This is a genomic window from Streptomyces sp. NPDC041784, from assembly GCF_055591025.1.
On sequence record NZ_JBVJAB010000002.1, the window covers coordinates 429,573 to 445,312 of the forward strand.

Annotated in this window: 14 protein-coding genes and 2 pseudogenes; 13 read left to right on the forward strand and 3 right to left on the reverse strand. The window is 73.4% G+C overall.

Annotated features, from left to right (window positions below; translation table 11 throughout):
- Positions 1 to 130: 130 nt before the first annotated feature.
- Positions 131 to 445: a hypothetical protein gene (locus tag ACZ6D7_RS05615; RefSeq protein WP_469483880.1), complete on the reverse strand. Its 315-nt coding sequence runs from the start codon at positions 443 to 445 to the stop codon at positions 131 to 133.
- Between the two features lie 142 nt (positions 446 to 587).
- On the opposite strand from ACZ6D7_RS05615, the gene ACZ6D7_RS05620 reads away from it, so the two are divergent.
- The 3 genes from ACZ6D7_RS05620 to ACZ6D7_RS05630 all read left to right on the forward strand — a co-directional run bounded on the left by ACZ6D7_RS05620 (position 588) and on the right by ACZ6D7_RS05630 (position 2,829).
- Entirely contained in the window at positions 588 to 947 is a 360-nt protein-coding gene (locus ACZ6D7_RS05620; RefSeq protein WP_469483885.1) for an arsenate reductase family protein, read from the forward strand.
- A 58-nt stretch (positions 948 to 1,005) separates the two neighbouring features.
- Positions 1,006 to 2,022, forward strand: a complete 1,017-nt coding sequence (locus tag ACZ6D7_RS05625) for a hypothetical protein (RefSeq protein WP_469483888.1) — start codon at positions 1,006 to 1,008, stop codon at positions 2,020 to 2,022.
- Positions 2,023 to 2,142: 120 nt separating this feature from the next.
- Entirely contained in the window at positions 2,143 to 2,829 is a 687-nt protein-coding gene (locus tag ACZ6D7_RS05630; protein ID WP_469483891.1) for an RlpA-like double-psi beta-barrel domain-containing protein, read from the forward strand.
- Positions 2,830 to 2,832: 3 nt separating this feature from the next.
- Here the strand turns inward: ACZ6D7_RS05630 and ACZ6D7_RS05635 are convergent, their stop codons facing one another.
- Positions 2,833 to 3,741 carry an alpha/beta fold hydrolase gene (locus ACZ6D7_RS05635; RefSeq protein WP_469483893.1) on the reverse strand — a complete coding sequence of 303 codons (909 nt, stop codon included), beginning with the start codon at positions 3,739 to 3,741 and terminating at the stop codon, positions 2,833 to 2,835.
- A 77-nt stretch (positions 3,742 to 3,818) separates the two neighbouring features.
- On the opposite strand from ACZ6D7_RS05635, the gene ACZ6D7_RS05640 reads away from it, so the two are divergent.
- The 8 genes and pseudogenes from ACZ6D7_RS05640 to ACZ6D7_RS05675 all read left to right on the forward strand — a co-directional run bounded on the left by ACZ6D7_RS05640 (position 3,819) and on the right by ACZ6D7_RS05675 (position 12,575).
- Complete coding sequence (locus ACZ6D7_RS05640; RefSeq protein ID WP_469483896.1) at positions 3,819 to 4,268, forward strand: MarR family winged helix-turn-helix transcriptional regulator; 450 nt, start codon at positions 3,819 to 3,821, stop codon at positions 4,266 to 4,268.
- Between the two features lie 275 nt (positions 4,269 to 4,543).
- On the forward strand, positions 4,544 to 5,575 hold the full coding sequence (gene glnII / locus ACZ6D7_RS05645) for a glutamine synthetase (protein WP_469483899.1): 1,032 nt from the start codon (positions 4,544 to 4,546) through the stop codon (positions 5,573 to 5,575).
- 72 nt (positions 5,576 to 5,647) lie between these two features.
- Positions 5,648 to 7,468: a HEAT repeat domain-containing protein gene (locus tag ACZ6D7_RS05650; protein ID WP_469483902.1), complete on the forward strand. Its 1,821-nt coding sequence runs from the start codon at positions 5,648 to 5,650 to the stop codon at positions 7,466 to 7,468.
- 319 nt (positions 7,469 to 7,787) lie between these two features.
- Positions 7,788 to 8,369 (forward strand): winged helix-turn-helix domain-containing protein, encoded by a 582-nt coding sequence (locus tag ACZ6D7_RS05655; RefSeq protein ID WP_469483905.1) that lies wholly within the window; start codon positions 7,788 to 7,790, stop codon positions 8,367 to 8,369.
- 65 nt (positions 8,370 to 8,434) lie between these two features.
- Positions 8,435 to 9,463: an NAD-dependent epimerase/dehydratase family protein gene (locus ACZ6D7_RS05660; RefSeq protein ID WP_469483907.1), complete on the forward strand. Its 1,029-nt coding sequence runs from the start codon at positions 8,435 to 8,437 to the stop codon at positions 9,461 to 9,463.
- 156 nt (positions 9,464 to 9,619) lie between these two features.
- A pseudogene (locus ACZ6D7_RS05665) lies at positions 9,620 to 10,432 on the forward strand (sensor domain-containing protein); the annotation flags it as partial.
- Positions 10,433 to 10,522: 90 nt separating this feature from the next.
- A pseudogene (locus ACZ6D7_RS05670) lies at positions 10,523 to 10,865 on the forward strand (LuxR C-terminal-related transcriptional regulator); the annotation flags it as partial.
- 153 nt (positions 10,866 to 11,018) lie between these two features.
- Complete coding sequence (locus tag ACZ6D7_RS05675) at positions 11,019 to 12,575, forward strand: DUF1996 domain-containing protein (RefSeq protein ID WP_469483909.1); 1,557 nt, start codon at positions 11,019 to 11,021, stop codon at positions 12,573 to 12,575.
- Between the two features lie 92 nt (positions 12,576 to 12,667).
- On the opposite strand, the gene ACZ6D7_RS05680 is transcribed toward ACZ6D7_RS05675, so the two are convergent.
- A complete protein-coding gene (locus ACZ6D7_RS05680; RefSeq protein ID WP_469483912.1) occupies positions 12,668 to 13,114 on the reverse strand; it encodes a hypothetical protein in 447 nt (148 codons plus the stop codon).
- A 101-nt stretch (positions 13,115 to 13,215) separates the two neighbouring features.
- Here ACZ6D7_RS05680 and ACZ6D7_RS05685 point away from each other — a divergent pair, with 101 nt between their 5' ends.
- Both ACZ6D7_RS05685 and ACZ6D7_RS05690 read left to right on the forward strand, forming a co-directional pair.
- On the forward strand, positions 13,216 to 13,716 hold the full coding sequence (locus ACZ6D7_RS05685) for a tetratricopeptide repeat protein (protein WP_469483915.1): 501 nt from the start codon (positions 13,216 to 13,218) through the stop codon (positions 13,714 to 13,716).
- Positions 13,717 to 13,766: 50 nt separating this feature from the next.
- The gene (locus tag ACZ6D7_RS05690; protein WP_469483918.1) at positions 13,767 to 15,692 is read left to right on the forward strand and encodes a hypothetical protein; all 1,926 of its coding nucleotides are present in this window, start codon (positions 13,767 to 13,769) and stop codon (positions 15,690 to 15,692) included.
- The last annotated feature ends 48 nt before the right edge of the window (positions 15,693 to 15,740 follow it).

Below are 15,740 nucleotides of genomic sequence, written 5' to 3' on the forward strand. Positions count from 1 at the left end.
GGGGGGGGGGGGGGGGGGGGGAAAGGGGGGGGGGGGGGGGGGGGGGGGGGGGTGGGGGGAGGGGGGGGGGGGGGGGGGGGGGGCCGCCCCCCCCCCCCCCCCCCCCCCCCCCCCCCCCCGACACCACGGCTCACCGCGAGTAACGCATGAGCGCCCGCACCATGTGACACGTCGTGTCCGACGGCGGGTGCACGCCGATCAGCTCCGCCGTGCTGCGGATCTTCTCGTTGCGGGCCTGGTTGGGCATGTGGACGCCCAGGTCGAGCAGGGCGATCGCGAGCCGCATCGCCTTGAGGCGGCGGTTGTGCGTGACGTACCACTCACGCGGCCGCCCGGGCGGCAGCGGCCGCTTCTCCACGGGCACGTACGGCAGGTCGAGTTGGACGGGGCGCTTCGCGGTGGACTGGGTCGGCAACGGCTTCGACTCGAGTGCGGCAGCGGGCACGGACATCCTCCTGTCGCGGTCAGGGCCCGGCCCGGAACGTCCGGCGGAACCCTCGAACACTGCTTCTATTCTACCGCCCCCCACTGACAAAAGCCCCTGGCCACAAGGGCATTCGGCGCCTCGGAGCGCTACCGTGAGGCGCATGGAGATCTGGATCAACCCCGCCTGTTCCAAGTGCCGCAGCGCCCTCACCCTTCTCGACGCCGAGGGGGCCGACTACACGGTCCGGCGCTATCTGGAGGACGTCCCGAGCGAGGACGAGATCAGGGCCGTCCTCGACCGTCTCGGGCTGGAGCCGTGGGACATCACCCGCACCCAGGAGGCCGTCGCCAAGGAGCTGGGCCTCAAGGAGTGGGCCCGGGACGCCGGCTCGCGCGACCGGTGGATCGCCGCCCTCGCCGGGCACCCCAAGCTCATCCAGCGCCCGATCATCACCGCCGACGACGGCTCGGCGGTCGTCGCCCGCACGGACGAGGCCGTACGGGACGCTCTGTCCCGATAGTCAACGGTTCGTCCGCCGAGGGGAGTTCGGGCCGCGCGCGCTGTTACCCTCCGCCGCCATGACCTTCGGTGATCAAGGACTCCCCAACGGCATGCCCGGCCCCGGCGAGACGCCCGGCCCTTACGGAACGCCCGGCCCGTACGGTGCGGACGGAACGCACGACCCGCACGGCGCGCACGGGGCACCCGACCCGTATGGAGCGCCCGCCCCGTACGGAGCACCCGGTGCCGGCGGAGCGCCCACGCCGTACGGAGCGAGCGCCCCGTACCCGGCACCCGACCCCCACGCCCAGTACGCGGCCGAGCAGGAGCGCATACGCAGACGCCGGCGCGACCGGCGCGTGGCGGTGGCCGGGACCGGTGTCGTCCTCGCCGCCGCGCTCGCGGTCGGTGCCGTGATGCTCGCCGGGGCGGACGACGACGGCGCGCCCGCCTCGGCCGCCGTCCCCGCCACCGCCTCGGACCCGGCCGGCGGCCGCTCCGCCACCACCCCCGCCGTGCCCTCCGTCGAGGTCGGCCTCCCCTCCGACGCGCCGAGCGCGCTCCCCTCCCTGCTCGCCCTGCCGGTCGTCCGCCCCGAGCAGGCGTTCCCGGAGAAGAGCGTGCGCCTGGAGGACGGTTCCCGGTTCACGCGCGTGGACCTGGCCACCACCACCGACTGCGCCCGGGGGATGTCCCCGGAGCTGGCCGAGCTGATCACGCAGGGCGGCGCGTGCTCCCGGCTGACGGCGGGTCTGTTCACGGACACCGACCGGCGTTCGCAGGTCACGGTCACGGTGCTGAGCTTCGAGCGGGTCGAGGACGCCTCGCGGGTGTTCATGATGGCCTCGATGGACCCGGTGACGTATCAGGTGGTCTCGCTCGACCCGCCGCCGGAGGCCGGGATGCCGACCGTGCCGCCGGGTTCGGCCGGGGTCTTCCGGCGGGTGATGACGGTCCGTTCGGTGGTGTTCGCCAACGGGCAGTGGGGCGACGGCTCGGAGACGGGCGAGGCCGAACTCACCGGCCAGACCGAGGGGTTGCTCGGGTACGTGAACGACCGGGTGGTGGCGCACGAGGAGGGAAGGACGGGCTGAGCTGCCCTCGACCCCTGTGTGACGCACGCCACCTGAGCCGACTCCGGTGACGCCTGAGTAACTCCGTTCGGTATCTCGTACATAGCGGCGAACGCTCCCCCTACTTCCCAGGAGGCGTGCATGTCGCGCAGGAGAACCCTCAGCACGAAGAAGAAGCTCGCCCTGCTGGTGAGCGCCGCGACGGTGGCGGGAGGCGGTGCCTTCGTCATGGCCGCCACCTCGAACGCCGCGTCCCCGCAGACGGCCGCCCAGTCGACCGTCTGCCAGGGGCTGGCCACCGCTCTCGGCAACAACCAGAAGTTCATCGACGGCCAACGGGCCAATCCGGACGCGCAGTCGGCGGCCCGGATCGCCAACCGCGAAGCCGTCATCGCGCAGATCAAGGTCCAGCAGAAGGCGTCCGGGTGCGTCGTTGGGGAGTCGGCTCAGGACTCCCAGGCGACGCAGCCCTCGCAGGCCGCGTCCGCTCCGGCGGCCTCCGCTCCGGCCGGAAACACGGGCAACGCCGGTAACGCGGGCAACGCCGGTAACGCGGGCAACGGTGGCGGTGCCGCCTCCGGCCAGCAGGTCTGCAACGGCTCGACCGTCACGCTCTCCGGCGAGGCGGGCGCCCCCGCGGCCTCCAGCAACCAGTTCCCGGCGGGCACCAAGCTGAAGGTCACGAACCTGGACAACAACAAGTCCACGGTCGTCGAGGTGACCTCGGTCTCGGGCAGCTGTGTGCTGCTCAACAACGCGGCTTTCGAACTGGTCCGCGAGCCCGGCAAGTTCCTGATCCGCCGCGCCGTGATCGAGAAGGTGGGGTGAGCCTCAGCCGAGAAAGTCGATGAGGCGGCGCCCCAGGTCCGAGGGCGCTCCAGGGGGCAGGCCGTGGTGGGACACGTCCGGCAGGACGACCGTCTCCACGGCATCCCCCAGCAGCTCCTGAGCCCGGGACGTCACCGCGTGCGGGTCATGGGTCCTGCTGTTCGCGGCCACGAGCAGCAGGACCCGCGCACGCAGCCCCCTCAGCGCGTCCGGCGCCGGACGCGGGCCGGTCACCGGCCGTCCCGCCGGAAAGCCCGCGGCCGCCTCCTGGAGCCGGAGCCAATCGGGGTCCAGCTCCGCTCCCCCGGTCTCCCACGCCAGGAACGACCGCACCCGGCGCGGCGTGGGCCGGAGCAGCATCGGCAGGGCACGCAGCAGATACGCCGTCTCGAACCCGGCGAAGCATCCGGTCGGGTCGAGGAGGAACAGGCGGCGTATCCGCTCGGGGGCGCGCAGCGCGTGGTGCAGGGCGATCCAGGCGCCGTAGGAGTGCCCGCCGACGTCGGCCCGCTCGACGCCCAGCCCCGCCAGCACCGCGTCCAGCCAGTCACCGAGGTCGGCGACACTCCGCACCTCACTCCCGCCGCTCCGGACCCCATCCCCGCCGGCCCGCGCCCCACTCCCGCCGACCCGGCCCCCGTTCCCCGTCGTCCGCCCCGCCGCCCCGACCAGGTCGAGGGCGTACACCCGCCGGACCCGGGCGAGGTCGGCCACCTGGGCGAACCAGGACGCCGAGGTCGCTCCCCCGCCCCCGGGCAGGAGCAGCAGCGGAGGCGCCTCGCGCGGGCCGCAGACATTGACATACGCCGTACCGAACGGGGTGGGGACCCGGACGGCCTCCCGGTCCGCCGGCCACTTGGCCATGACCTTGTCGTAGGCCGCCTGGAAAGCACCGTCGTCGTACGCGCCCATGGAGTCCTGCCTTCCGATATCATCTCGCCGAGCGAGAGAGTCGCCGAGCGAGATGATATCCGGAGGAGCGCCGCCGTATGCCTGCCGATGGCCAGGAACTGGAGACCGTCCACCTGCTGCGCGCGGTGACGGTCGAACTCGGGCTGCACAGCGCCCGGTTCGCGAACCGCAACGGCATGCACCCGACGGACGTCCGCGCGCTGATCGTCCTCATGGACGCCCGGCGGGCGGCCGAGGAGATGACCGCCGGGCGGCTCGGGGCGGCGCTCGGGCTGAACTCGGCGGGCACGACCGCCCTCGTCGACCGGCTGGAGCGGGCCGGGCACGTCCGGCGGGTGCGCGGGGCGGCGGACCGGCGCAAGGTCGTCGTCGAGGTGGACGAGCGCGCGGTCGAACTGGGCCAGGCCTTCTTCGGCCCGCTCATCGGACGGGTGGTCGAGCTGCTCGGCGGCTACGACGAGCGGGAGCGGGCCGCGATCCACGGCTTCCTGGAGGGCGTGCGCGAGGCGGCGGCCGAGGACGGCTGACGCCACGGATGCCCTCTTCCCGGCCGGCCACTCCCATCGCATACGAGACACCGCCCGCCCCGCGTCTGCTCCCGCGAACGGCAACGGCCGGCGCGGCCGGGGCCCTCACACCGTGAGCCGCGCCACAGAACCACCAGGTAACACGGGGTTCACATTCGAGCAATGATCGGGAAATCGCCTGTTGACAGGCTGCCGGGCAGACAACCGCGGCGCCCCAGTGCCGCAGCGCCGCAGCACCCGCAAGTGCGTCAGACACACCCCGAAGGAAGTGGCCCGTGACCTTCAAGGCTGAGTACATCTGGATCGACGGCACCCAGCCGACCGCCAAGCTCCGCTCCAAGACCAAGATCATCACGGGCGAGCCCGTCGGTCTGGACGCGCTGCCGATCTGGGGCTTCGACGGGTCGTCCACGAACCAGGCCGAGGGCCACTCCTCGGACCGTGTCCTCAAGCCGGTCTTCACCTGCCCCGACCCGATCCGCGGCGGCGACGACATCCTCGTCCTGTGCGAGGTCCTCAACATCGACATGACGCCGCACGAGTCCAACACCCGTGCCGCGCTGGTCGAGGTCGAGGCGAAGTACGGTTCCCAGGAGCCGATCTTCGGCATCGAGCAGGAGTACACGTTCTTCCAGGACGGCTACCCGCTCGGCTTCCCCAAGGGCGGCTTCCCGGCCCCCCAGGGCGGCTACTACTGCGGTGTCGGCGCCGACGAGATCTTCGGCCGTGAGGTCGTCGAGGCCCACCTGGAGAACTGCCTGGAGGCCGGTCTCGGCATCTCCGGCATCAACGCCGAGGTCATGCCCGGCCAGTGGGAGTTCCAGGTCGGCCCGCTCGCCCCGCTCGAGGTCTCGGACCAGCTGTGGGTGGCCCGCTGGCTGCTCTACCGCACCGCCGAGGACTTCGGCATCGCCGCGACCCTCGACCCCAAGCCGGTCAAGGGCGACTGGAACGGCGCCGGCGCGCACACCAACTTCTCCACCAAGGCGATGCGCGAGGGCTACGACGCGATCATCACCGCGTGCGAGTCGCTCGGTGAGGGCTCCAAGCCGCTCGACCACGTCAAGAACTACGGCGCCGGCATCGACGACCGCCTGACCGGTCTGCACGAGACCGCCCCGTGGAACGAGTACTCCTACGGTGTCTCCAACCGTGGCGCCTCGGTCCGTATCCCGTGGCAGGTCGAGAAGGACGGCAAGGGTTACATCGAGGACCGCCGTCCGAACGCGAACGTCGACCCGTACCTGGTGACCCGCCTGATCGTGGACACCTGCTGCGCCGCGCTGGAGAAGGCCGGCCAGGTCTGATCCGCCTCGCACCGCTCGCGAAGGGGCGCCCACCGTTCTGGTGTGCGCCCCTTGCGCATATCGTGCGCCCTCATGGGGATGGAGAACGGTTCGACGGGACCGGCACGCGCGTACGGTCTGGCGGGGGACGTACCCGGGCTGCTGCGGACGATGGACTCCGAGGACGAGGGGGTGCGCAAGGAGGCGCTGGCCTGGCTGGGCTCCCTCCTGTGCCACCGGGACGAGACGCGCACGTCACCCGCCGTGCCGCCGCTGATCCGGCTCGCCCTGCACGGCCCCGGCCACCGGGCCGAGGTGCTCCGGCTGCTCACGGACCTCGCGAACTGGGCCGGCCCCGGCGACGAACAGGAGCGGTGCCGGCGGGCCACGGCGCGGGAGTTACCGTCCCTGCTGCCCCTCACGCACGACGCCGACCCCGCCGTACGCGAGGCGGTGGTGCTGCTGATCGCCGCGTGCGGACAGGACGCCGACCCGGCGCCCACGCCGCGGCTGCGGGACCGGCTGGCGGAGGAGACCGACCCGCTGGTGCGCGCCCGGATCGTGACGGCGCTCGGCCTGCTGGAGCCGGGCGACGGCGGCTGGCGGCACGCCCTGCTGACCGACCCCGAGCCCCGGGTCGTCCTCGCCGCCGCCGAGGACCTGCTGCGCACCACCGCACCGCCCCTGCCGGACGCGCTGGTCGACGCCTGCGCGCGGGCGTACACCGCCGAGCCGCAGGAGGAGTCGGAGGGCCATCTGTGGCCGCAGCCCCACCGGACGTACACCGACCGGCTGCTGGCGGAACCCCCGGCCGCGCTGCGGGCCCTCTCCGGGGGCATGCCGCTCGCCTTCGAGATCACCGCGCGCTGGCGGGACCGCGAGGCCGACGTGCTGCCCTGGGCCCTGCGCGAGACGGAGGGCGAGCCCTGGCAGCTGTACCAACTGGCGCAGCTGACCTGCGCGCTGGCACCGGAGCTGCACGCGCGCGTGGCGGAGCAGGTGCTGCCGTTGCTCGCCGAGGACGACCCGGCGGTGCGGGCGAAGGCGGTCGCCGTGCTGGCACGCGCGCACGTGCCGGTCGCCGTCGAGGAGGCGGTGCGGCTGATCGAGGAGGCGCCGGGCGCGTACGACACCTACCGCACCGTCCGCGCGGTCGCCGAGGAGTTCGGGGCCGACGCGCTGCCCGTGGGGCGGGCGGTGGCCCGGGGCCTGGGCAGCGGCCACTCGGACCTGGTCAAGGTGCTGACCTGGTTCCCCGAGGTGGCGGCGGACTCCGTCGGCCGGCTCGCCGAGCTGCTGACCCGTAACGGCACCGGACACCCGCCGGCCGCGGTCGCCGTGCTGGAGGCTCTGGGGCCGGCCGCGGGTGACGTGGGCGAACGGGCGCTGCGCGACTGCGTGTCGGCGGGCGTGCACTCCTCGGTCTCGGCGGAGGCCGCGGTGGCGCTCCACGCCGTCGCCGGCGATCCCGGGCCGGCGGTGACCCTCCTGCGGCGGGAACTCGGCACCGGGGCATCGGCCTGGGCGACGATCCTCGCGGGCCGGCTCGGCCCCGCCGCCGCCCCGCTGCTGCCGTTGATCGAGCCGCTCCTCGCGCCCAACACCCCGCCCATCACCCGGGCCGCCGCCGCGCTGACCGTCTGGCGCGCCACCGGCCGGACGGAGGACACCGTGGAACCCCTGGCCCGACGGGCCGTCGCCTGGGAGCGGTTCTCCCCCGGCCCGCCCCACCCCGTGGTGACACTCACCGAGGTGGGCCTGCTCCCCCGCTTCGCGGTGGCCCCGCTGCGCGAGGGCGCCGAGACACCGCGGCGGATGATCCGCGACCTCCTGTACGGCGACGGCCGGCACCCGGACGACGTGGTGCGCGACGCCGTCCGCACCCTGCTGGCGACCGCAACGGTGGTCGACTGACGCCCCCTTCGCGTCAAGGACGCGTCCAAGCTGTGAGAGGAGTCTGCTGCCACGGGCGGGTGTCTGCTTCAATAGGGCCATGGCCAGCTTCCAGAAGAACACCGCGACGGGTCGCCATGACCTCGAGCCCTTCTGGCCTTCCCGTCAGCACCACGACTTCGACCGGGTGTGTTGCCGCGCGACGAACGCGCCGGCCCTCTAAAGCCGTACACCCCGGCCTTCGGCCAGCGCGCACGACGTACGTCCCTCGGCGAGCCCGACCACGCATCGCGGCCGCCGTCCTCCCCGACGGACTCTCGCGCGAAAGAGCTGACCTCTCATGGCGACCACTCGTTCTCTCTCCACCGCTCCCCTCGCACCCGCCCCCTCCCCCGCCTCCCCGACCGCTCCCGCCCGGCACCGGCTGCGCGCCGTGGGCCAGGACGAGGTCGTGGCCGTCGCGGACTTCCTGCCGCCCGGCGCCACCTGGCTGCCCGCCCCGCAGCACACCCTGCCCACGCTGCCGGGACAGCCGCCGATGGTCGGCTACCTGGTGCTCGTCCCCGCCGACCAGCGGCCGCCGTTCCTGCCCGTGGCGGTGGCGGACCGGCCAGGCCCGGACGCCGCCGACCCGCTGGTGCGGATCGACGCCGGGCAGCGCACCGCCGCCGTGGACGGCCGCGCACTCGACCTCACCTACCTGGAGTTCGAGCTGCTCGCCCATCTGGTGGCGCACCCGAACCGGGTGCACACCCGCGACCAGTTGGTGACCACCGTGTGGGGCTACGGCCATGTCGGCGACGGCCGCACGGTCGACGTCCACATCGCCCGGCTGCGCCGCAAGCTGGGCGCCGAGCACCGCCGGACGATCCAGACGGTGCGCCGGGTCGGCTACAAGTACACCCCGCCGACCGGCCGCTGAGCCCCGGCTCTGCCCTGAGCAGAGCAGGTTGTCGTGGTGCGCCCCGGCCGGGCAGAGTCACCCGCATGAGACTTCTGGTGCTGGGTGGTACGGAGTTCGCGGGACGGGCCGTCGTCGAGGCGGCCCTCGGGCGGGGCTGGGACGTGACGGTCCTGAACCGGGGACGGCACGCCCCCGTCCCCGGGACCCGTTCGCTGACCGGTGACCGCACCGCGCCCGGGGGCGTCGACGCACTGGCCGACGGCGAGTGGGACGCGGTCGTCGACACCTGGTCGTCCGCGCCCCGCGCGGTGCACGAGACGGCGCGGCTGCTGCGGGGCCGCGCCCGCCGGTACGTCTACGTGTCGAGCTGCTCGGTGTACGCCTGGGCCCCGCCCGCCGGCTACACCGAGGACGCGCCCCTGGTCGAGGGCGCCGAGCCGGACGCCGGACCGACCGACTACCCGCGCGACAAGCGGGGCGGCGAGCTGGCCGTCGTCGGCGCGTTCGGCGCGCGGGACTCCGTGCTCGCACGGGCCGGGCTGATCCTCGGCCCGTACGAGAACGTCGGCCGGCTGCCCTGGTGGCTGAACCGGATCGCCCGCGGCGGCCCGGTCCTCGCCCCCGGGCCGCGGGACCTGCCCCTCCAGTACGTCGACGTCCGGGACCTCGCCGAGTGGATCCTCGGCGCGGTGGAGCGCGAGCTGAGCGGGCCGTACAACCTGATCAGCCCTCAGGGACACGCCACGATGGGCTCGTTGCTGGAGGCCTGCGTGAAGGCCACGGGTTCGGACGCCGAACTGTGCTGGACCGAGCCGCAGGTCGTCCTCGACGCGGGCATCGAACCGTGGACCCAGCTGCCGGCCTGGGTGCCGCCGGGCAGCGACATGCACGACGCCCTGCACGCGGCCGACGTCTCGCGGGCGGTGGCGACGGGGCTGTCCTGCCGTCCGGTCGAGGAGACCGTCGCCGACACCTGGAGCTGGCTGCGGTCCCTCGGCGGCACCGCCCCCATGCGCCCGGACCGTACGTCCAAGGGGCTGGACCCGGAGGTGGAGGCGCGGGTGCTGGCCGCCGTCCACGGCGCCGGGGGTGTATCCGGCACCACCCTCTGAGCGGGGGCTTCGGGCCAGTGCCCGCCCGCCGCCGGTCGGCCGGACCGGCGGCATGAACACCGACACGACGGGCGGCAGCGGCGGTTCGCGGACACGGACCGTCGTACTCGCCGCCGTACGGGGGCTGGTGCCGGCGCCGGCGGTCCTGCCGTGGCCGTGCTGTGCCTCGTCCTGACCCTTCTCTCCCTCGCGCTGATCCCCCTCGGCGTCGGCCTCGTCGCGACCCCGCCGGTCCTCGCCGTGGTGCGGACCCTCGCCGACACGCGGCGCGGGATCGCGGCCGGGTGGTACGGGATGCGGATACCGGCGGTGTACCGGCCCGTCCCGGCGGGCGCCCGCCCGTGGACGCGCACCGCCGCGCTGCTGCGCGACCCGCAGACCTGGCGGGACGTGCGGTGGCTGCCGGTGGACATGACGGCCGGGTTCCTGACCGCGCCGCTGCCGGCCGTGCTGCTGCTCTACCCGCTCGAGGGGTTCGCCGTGGCCGCCGGGCTGTGGCGGGTGCTCGCCGACGGCGGGACCTACTGGTACGGCTTCGTGCCGGTCACCGACCAGCCGACCGCGCTGGGCGCCGCCGCCACCGCCGCGGTCCTGCTGGTCGCCGCCCTCCGGCTCACCCCGGGGCTGCCGGCCGTCCACTTCCGCCTCACCCGTGCCGCCCTCGCCCCGCCCCAGCAGGAACTGGCCGAGCGCGTACGGGTGTCGACCGAGACCCGGCGGGACGCCGTGGACACCTCCGCCGCCGAACTGCGCGACCTGGTGCGCGGCATCCACCCGCCGGTGCCGGCCGAACGCGGACTGGGCGACGCCGTAAGGGCGTTGGCGCTGCGGCTGCCGGTGCCGGCCGAGGTCGAGGTGGACCTTCCGGGCCGGGCCGACGCCCCCGTGGAGTCGGCCGGGTACTTCGCGGTGAGCGAGCTCCTCACCAACGCGGTCAAGCACTGCGGCGCCGGCCGGATCCGGATCGACCTGCACCACGCGGACGGCCGGCTGCGGATCTCCGTCACCGACGACGGCCGGGGTGGCGCGGTGATCGGGGCCGACTCGGGGCCGGCCGGGGACGCGGAGCAGTTCGTGGACGCCGTACGACGGATCGCGGCGGGCAGTACGGCGATGGACCCCCAGGTGATCCAGCAGCTGTCGGCGCGGCGCAGCGGCGACGACCAGAGCCCTGTGAGCCGCCTCACATCGTGCGAGCGGGAGGTGCTCGAACCGATGGCGCAAGGCCGGTCGAACACCGCGATCGCCGGCAAACCGGTCGTCACCGACCGGGCCGTCGCCAAGCACACCGCGAACATTTTCTTGAAGCTCGGGTTTGGAGGTCTCGGACGACGACAACCGCAGGGTACTGGCGGTGCCGGCCTCTCTGGACCGGGACCGGCGACCGCCTCAACTCGGGTGAATTGTGCGGTTGTTGGGGTCGTTTTGTCGTACGGGTCTCTCACCAATTCCTGAGACCGCTGAACACCTCTGGGACAGCACGCGTAAAGGAGGGAGCAGCTTCACTCCTGTCGGGCGCCTCGGTGCTGCCCCGCAAGGAAGTCAGAGGAGTTCCATGGGACGCAACACACGTAAACGCCGTTCGTCGATGGCCACGAAGGCCGTGGCAGCATCGGCGGCCCTAGCGCTCGGTGGGGGCGGGCTGATCTGGGCGAACTTCTACGCTTCGGCGCACGAGTCGAAGTCGGGCCAGAACTCGACCAAGGCCGCCACCGCGGCCGCACAGGTCGCCACCATCTCCTGCCCGGACGTGGGGCAGAAGCTGACGAACGTTCCCAACGGGGCGCGCCAAGGCGTCGCCACCGAGCTGGCGAACCTCGACAAGCAGATCACCGAGGCCTACACCCGGCTCGCCTCCACGCGCCAGGCGCAGTCGCAGGACTCCGGGTTCGTGCAGAACGCGATCGTCGGCCCCCTCAAGGAGAAGCGGGCGGCCACGATCGACCGCATCCGGATCAACATCCAGCGTGCCGGTGGTCAGTTCAACACCCAGCTGAGCCAGCTCGCCGCTTGCACCACCCAGACCGCCAACACCAACGCCGGCCAGGCCGGCGGCGGTCAGCAGCAGGACGGCGGCCAGCAGAACACCGGCGGTCAGCAGCAGAACGGCGGCCAGCAGAACACCGGTGGCCAGCAGCAGAACGGCGGCAACGGCCAGCAGCAGAACGGCCAGGGCGGCAACGGCCCGGTCGCGGCGGACTTCGTGGACATCACCAAGGTCCAGGGCAACGCGCAGCTCGGCGTCGGTGCCAACGGTCTCGCGGCCAACGGCAACGGCGGCTCGCGCGGCACCTTCACCACGAAGTGCGGCACCAACGGCAACGACAACCACAACACGGACAACGTGATCGTGGCCCCCGGTGTCACCAACGGCGCGCACCACCTGCACGACTACGTCGGCAACCAGAACAACGACGCGTTCGCGAGCGACCAGGAACTGGCGGGGGCTCAGACCAGCTGCCAGAACCAGGGCGACAAGTCGTCGTACTTCTGGCCGGTGCTCCGTCTGCAGAACGGCAAGCAGGACTTCGACCAGAACAACGACGGCGGCGGCAAGGAAGGCAACGTCGGCCAGATCCTCCAGCCGGCCCAGGCCCAGCTGAAGTTCGTCGGCAACAAGAGCGGCAAGGTCGTCGCGATGCCGACCGCCCTGCGCATCATCACCGGTGACGCCAAGGCCTTCGTCAACGGCAACGCCAACGCCAACGTGAACTGGAGCTGCACCGGCTTCGAGAACAAGGTGCAGCTGAAGGACAAGTACCCGATCTGCCCGCAGGGCAGCCAGGTGGTCCGTACGACCAACTTCCAGAGCTGCTGGGACGGTCAGAACATCGACAGCGCCAACCACCGCACGCACGTGGCGTTCGTCCAGGCGAACGGCACCTGCGCCAACGGCTTCAAGGCGATCCCGCAGCTCCAGGTCCGGCTGGTCTACAACGTCCCGGCCCCGAAGCTCCAGAACGGCACGGTCGTGAACCCCTACGCGGTCGACTCGTTCCCGGAGAACCTGCACAAGCCGATCACCGACCACAACGACTTCATCAACTTCTTCTCCACGAACACGATGAACAAGCTGGTCAACTGCATCAACACCGGCAAGCGGTGCCAGTGACCCCGGTGGCCCGGTGATCCGGGTCCGGTGAACCACTGAGAAAGCCGGCGGTGAGGATTCCTCACCGCCGGCTCTTCCGTGTGCCGGGCCGGTCAGTGACCGGAGTGCGTGGCGCCCTCGGAAGGGTCGCCCGACACGTGCGCGGAGTGGTCCGTGCCCTCCTCGATGTCACCGCCGAGCGTCTCGCGCAGCGCCGTCACGGTGCTGGTCTCGCCGACGGCCACCCATTTGCGGCCGACCAGGTAGTGGCCGCCGTAGTCCTTGGCCCCGTTGATCCACTCGCGCTGGCCGCGGTCCGTGGCGAAGGTCGCCAGGATGAACTTGCCGTCCGCGTTCTTGCAGATGGCCTGGCGGATCTCGTCCGCGTCGGTCTGCATGTTCGGGGTGCACTTCACCTCGGCGGCCAGGTGTTCCAGGCTGCCGGTCGCCGTCGTGGGCACGGATGCTTCCTCGGAACCCCCGTCGGAGCCGCCACAACCGGTCAGCACCAGCGCCGCCACGGCGGCCGCCGCCACGAGCATCGGTCGGGTCACCTTCATCTGTCCTCCCTGCGAGAGCCTCGTCCTGGATACGGCTCCCGGGCACGGTCCGCTCAAAATACCGGTGTCACCGCCCTGCACACCCGTGCGAAGGTGGGCCGGTGAACCGAGACTGGGAAGACCGCGTGACCGCCGCCTGGGCCGGCTTCGACGACTATCCGGAGGAACGCGCGGCCGACTTCCGGGCCGTCGTCGACGCGCTCGTCGCCGAACTCCCCGAGGACAGCCCGCTGGGCCCCTTCGAGCGGGCCTGCGCCTGGGACTCGACGGGTCACAGCGACCGGGCCGTCCCGCTCTACCGGGAGGCGCTCGCCCTCGGCCTCACCGGCTACCGGGGGCGGCGCGCGAAGATCCAGCTCTCCAGTTCCCTGCGCAACGTCGGGCGGGCCGAGGAGGGCGTGAAGCTCCTGACCCCCGAGCTGGACGCGCCGTCCGACGAACTCGACGACGCCGTACGCGCCACCCTCGCGCTGTGCCTGTCCAGCCTGGGCCGCGACCGCGAGGGCCTGGCCCTGGTGCTCGGCGCCCTGGCCCCGCATCTGCCGCGCTACCAGAGGTCGATGGCGAACTACGCCCGCGCGCTGGTCGACCCGCGGGGGTGACTCACCCGGGCGGCCGGTGACCATCGCCCGTTGCGCTCGTTGCGCTGGACGTGCAGTCACAGGATGTCGCCCCGCGCCCCGCCGATGGTCCCGCCGCCGACCGGATCGTCGACGTCGAGCAGGCCGAGGCCGCGCTCGTCGAGCACTACCCGCGCCTCGTCCGGCTCGCCTACCTGGTGCTGCCGCCGGGCCTCGGCCGGGGCCGCCGCGTCCTGACCGCCCACGCCCTCGCCCAGCGCGCCCTGCCCCGCCGCCGCACCTCCGCCCCGGTCATCCCGGCCCAGTCCACCGGCCGCGACGGCGACCCCGGCTACGCCTACGTCCGCCTCCAGGTGGTCCGTACGGCGCTGGAGGCCGGCCTGCCGCTGCGGCGCAGGGCGTGGCCGCAGCGCGCCCAGCTGCCGCCGCTGCTCCCCCAGGTGTGGGGCCTCAGGCTGTTCCCGCGCTCGGGCGGCGCCGACGAACTCGCCCTGGACCAGCACCTGTCCACCCTCCCGGGCCCGGCCCGCGCCGCCTGCGTCCTGCGCGGGCTGGAGAAGCTGCCGGACGGCGATGTGCGCAAGGTGCTGGCCGAAGCCGGTGTCGAGGACGTCGACACCGCGCTGCGCGAGGCCGACACCGTCCCGGCCAAGCGGTACGCGCTGCTGGACTCCCCCGAGTTCGACGCCTGCGTGCTCCAGGCCCGGCCCACCGATCTGATGCGCCGCCGCCGGCACACCAGGGCCGCGCTCGCCGCCGCTGCCGCGCTCGCCGTGTGCGGCGCCCTGGTCGCGCTGCCCGGCGACGGCTGGGGACCCGACGGCGCGGCGGCCCCGGCGTACGCGCGCAACCCGGCCGCCGAGGCCGCGCTGGACCCCGGCCGGCTGATCAAGGTCTCGCCGGTCGCCTGGAAGACCTCCGCCCGCCTCGACTTCTCCGCCTGGCCCGCCCGCGGTGACCTCGCCCGCGACACCGCGCTGCTGCGCCGCGCGCTCGCCGTCTGGGCCCGCCCCGGCGAGACGGTCCAGGTCTCCGCGACCCCCGAGACCCCGTCCGGCGGCCCGGCCGGCCCGCCCCAGCTGCTCTACGCGGGCGACGTCGACAGCGCGCGCGTGGTGATCCTCTACGACGGTCTGCGCATCGCCCGGTACGCCGAGCCGAAGGAGGGCGCGGCCGGGGCGGCGCTCGACTTCGCGCGGGTCGACGGCGCGACGCGTGCCGAGTCGGGCGCGCTGGTCCTGGGCCGTGCCGACGGCAACGTCCGCTATCTCACGGCTCCTTGGATCACCGCGGCCGGGGAACGGGACCTGTCCAAGCCGGGCGCCGGGGTGATGGACCTGACGCTGACCGACGGCATCACCTCGCCGCTGGCCAGCCCCGCCACCCGGACCGGTACCTGTACGACCTGGAACGTCCTCCAGCTCACCGACGCCACCGGCAGCCAGCTGCTGACCGACCTGGGCGAACTCGTCCCTGCCCGGCTCACCGCGGGCAAGCCGTCCTCGATCAAGGGCGCGACGGGCGCCGAGGCGCTCAGCACCTGGGCGCCGTTCGCCTGCTCGCTGGCCGATGTGCGCGGACACGGCGTGCGGACGGTCAACGCCTGGCCGTACGCGCGGCAGTCGCTGCCCGACGGCAGCGGTGCGGCGTCCTGGGTGTGCACGCGCGCGGAGACCTGGCGCGGCGACGGCAGCCGGGTGCTGGCCCAGTTCCGGACGCCGGGCGGGCTGTTCGGGGCGGCCGTGGCCAAGGCCGGGGACGTGCCGGCCTGCGGTCCGCGCGAGCCGCATGTGCTCGCCGGGGTCCTGTGGAAGTCGGAGGGCGGCACCTGGTATCTGCTGGCCGCCGGTGACCGGAGGACGCGGTCGGTGCGGGCGAGCGGCGGGGTGAACGGGTCGGCGCAGGGGAACCTGCTGGCCGTACGGACCGAGCGGGGCGCGAAGGCGAGCCTGAAGGGCACGCTGGCGGACGGGGGTTCGATCAACGGGCTCGGGTGATCCGGGCATGGCGAACCGGGCATGGCGAACCGGCCTCGGGTGATCCGT

What these genes read in the sequence shown, in the direction of transcription:
- ACZ6D7_RS05660 (WP_469483907.1), top strand. Translation starts at nt 8,435, where the DNA reads ATGAGACTTCTGGTGCTGGGTGGTACGGAGTTCGCGGGACGGGCCGTC.
- ACZ6D7_RS05625 (WP_469483888.1), top strand. Translation starts at nt 1,006, where the DNA reads ATGACCTTCGGTGATCAAGGACTCCCCAACGGCATGCCCGGCCCCGGC.
- ACZ6D7_RS05675 (WP_469483909.1), top strand. Translation starts at nt 11,019, where the DNA reads ATGGGACGCAACACACGTAAACGCCGTTCGTCGATGGCCACGAAGGCC.
- ACZ6D7_RS05650 (WP_469483902.1), top strand. Translation starts at nt 5,648, where the DNA reads ATGGGGATGGAGAACGGTTCGACGGGACCGGCACGCGCGTACGGTCTG.
- ACZ6D7_RS05640 (WP_469483896.1), top strand. Translation starts at nt 3,819, where the DNA reads ATGCCTGCCGATGGCCAGGAACTGGAGACCGTCCACCTGCTGCGCGCG.
- ACZ6D7_RS05620 (WP_469483885.1), top strand. Translation starts at nt 588, where the DNA reads ATGGAGATCTGGATCAACCCCGCCTGTTCCAAGTGCCGCAGCGCCCTC.
- ACZ6D7_RS05635 (WP_469483893.1), bottom strand. Translation starts at nt 3,741, where the DNA reads ATGGGCGCGTACGACGACGGTGCTTTCCAGGCGGCCTACGACAAGGTC.
- ACZ6D7_RS05680 (WP_469483912.1), bottom strand. Translation starts at nt 13,114, where the DNA reads ATGAAGGTGACCCGACCGATGCTCGTGGCGGCGGCCGCCGTGGCGGCG.
- ACZ6D7_RS05655 (WP_469483905.1), top strand. Translation starts at nt 7,788, where the DNA reads ATGGCGACCACTCGTTCTCTCTCCACCGCTCCCCTCGCACCCGCCCCC.
- ACZ6D7_RS05630 (WP_469483891.1), top strand. Translation starts at nt 2,143, where the DNA reads ATGTCGCGCAGGAGAACCCTCAGCACGAAGAAGAAGCTCGCCCTGCTG.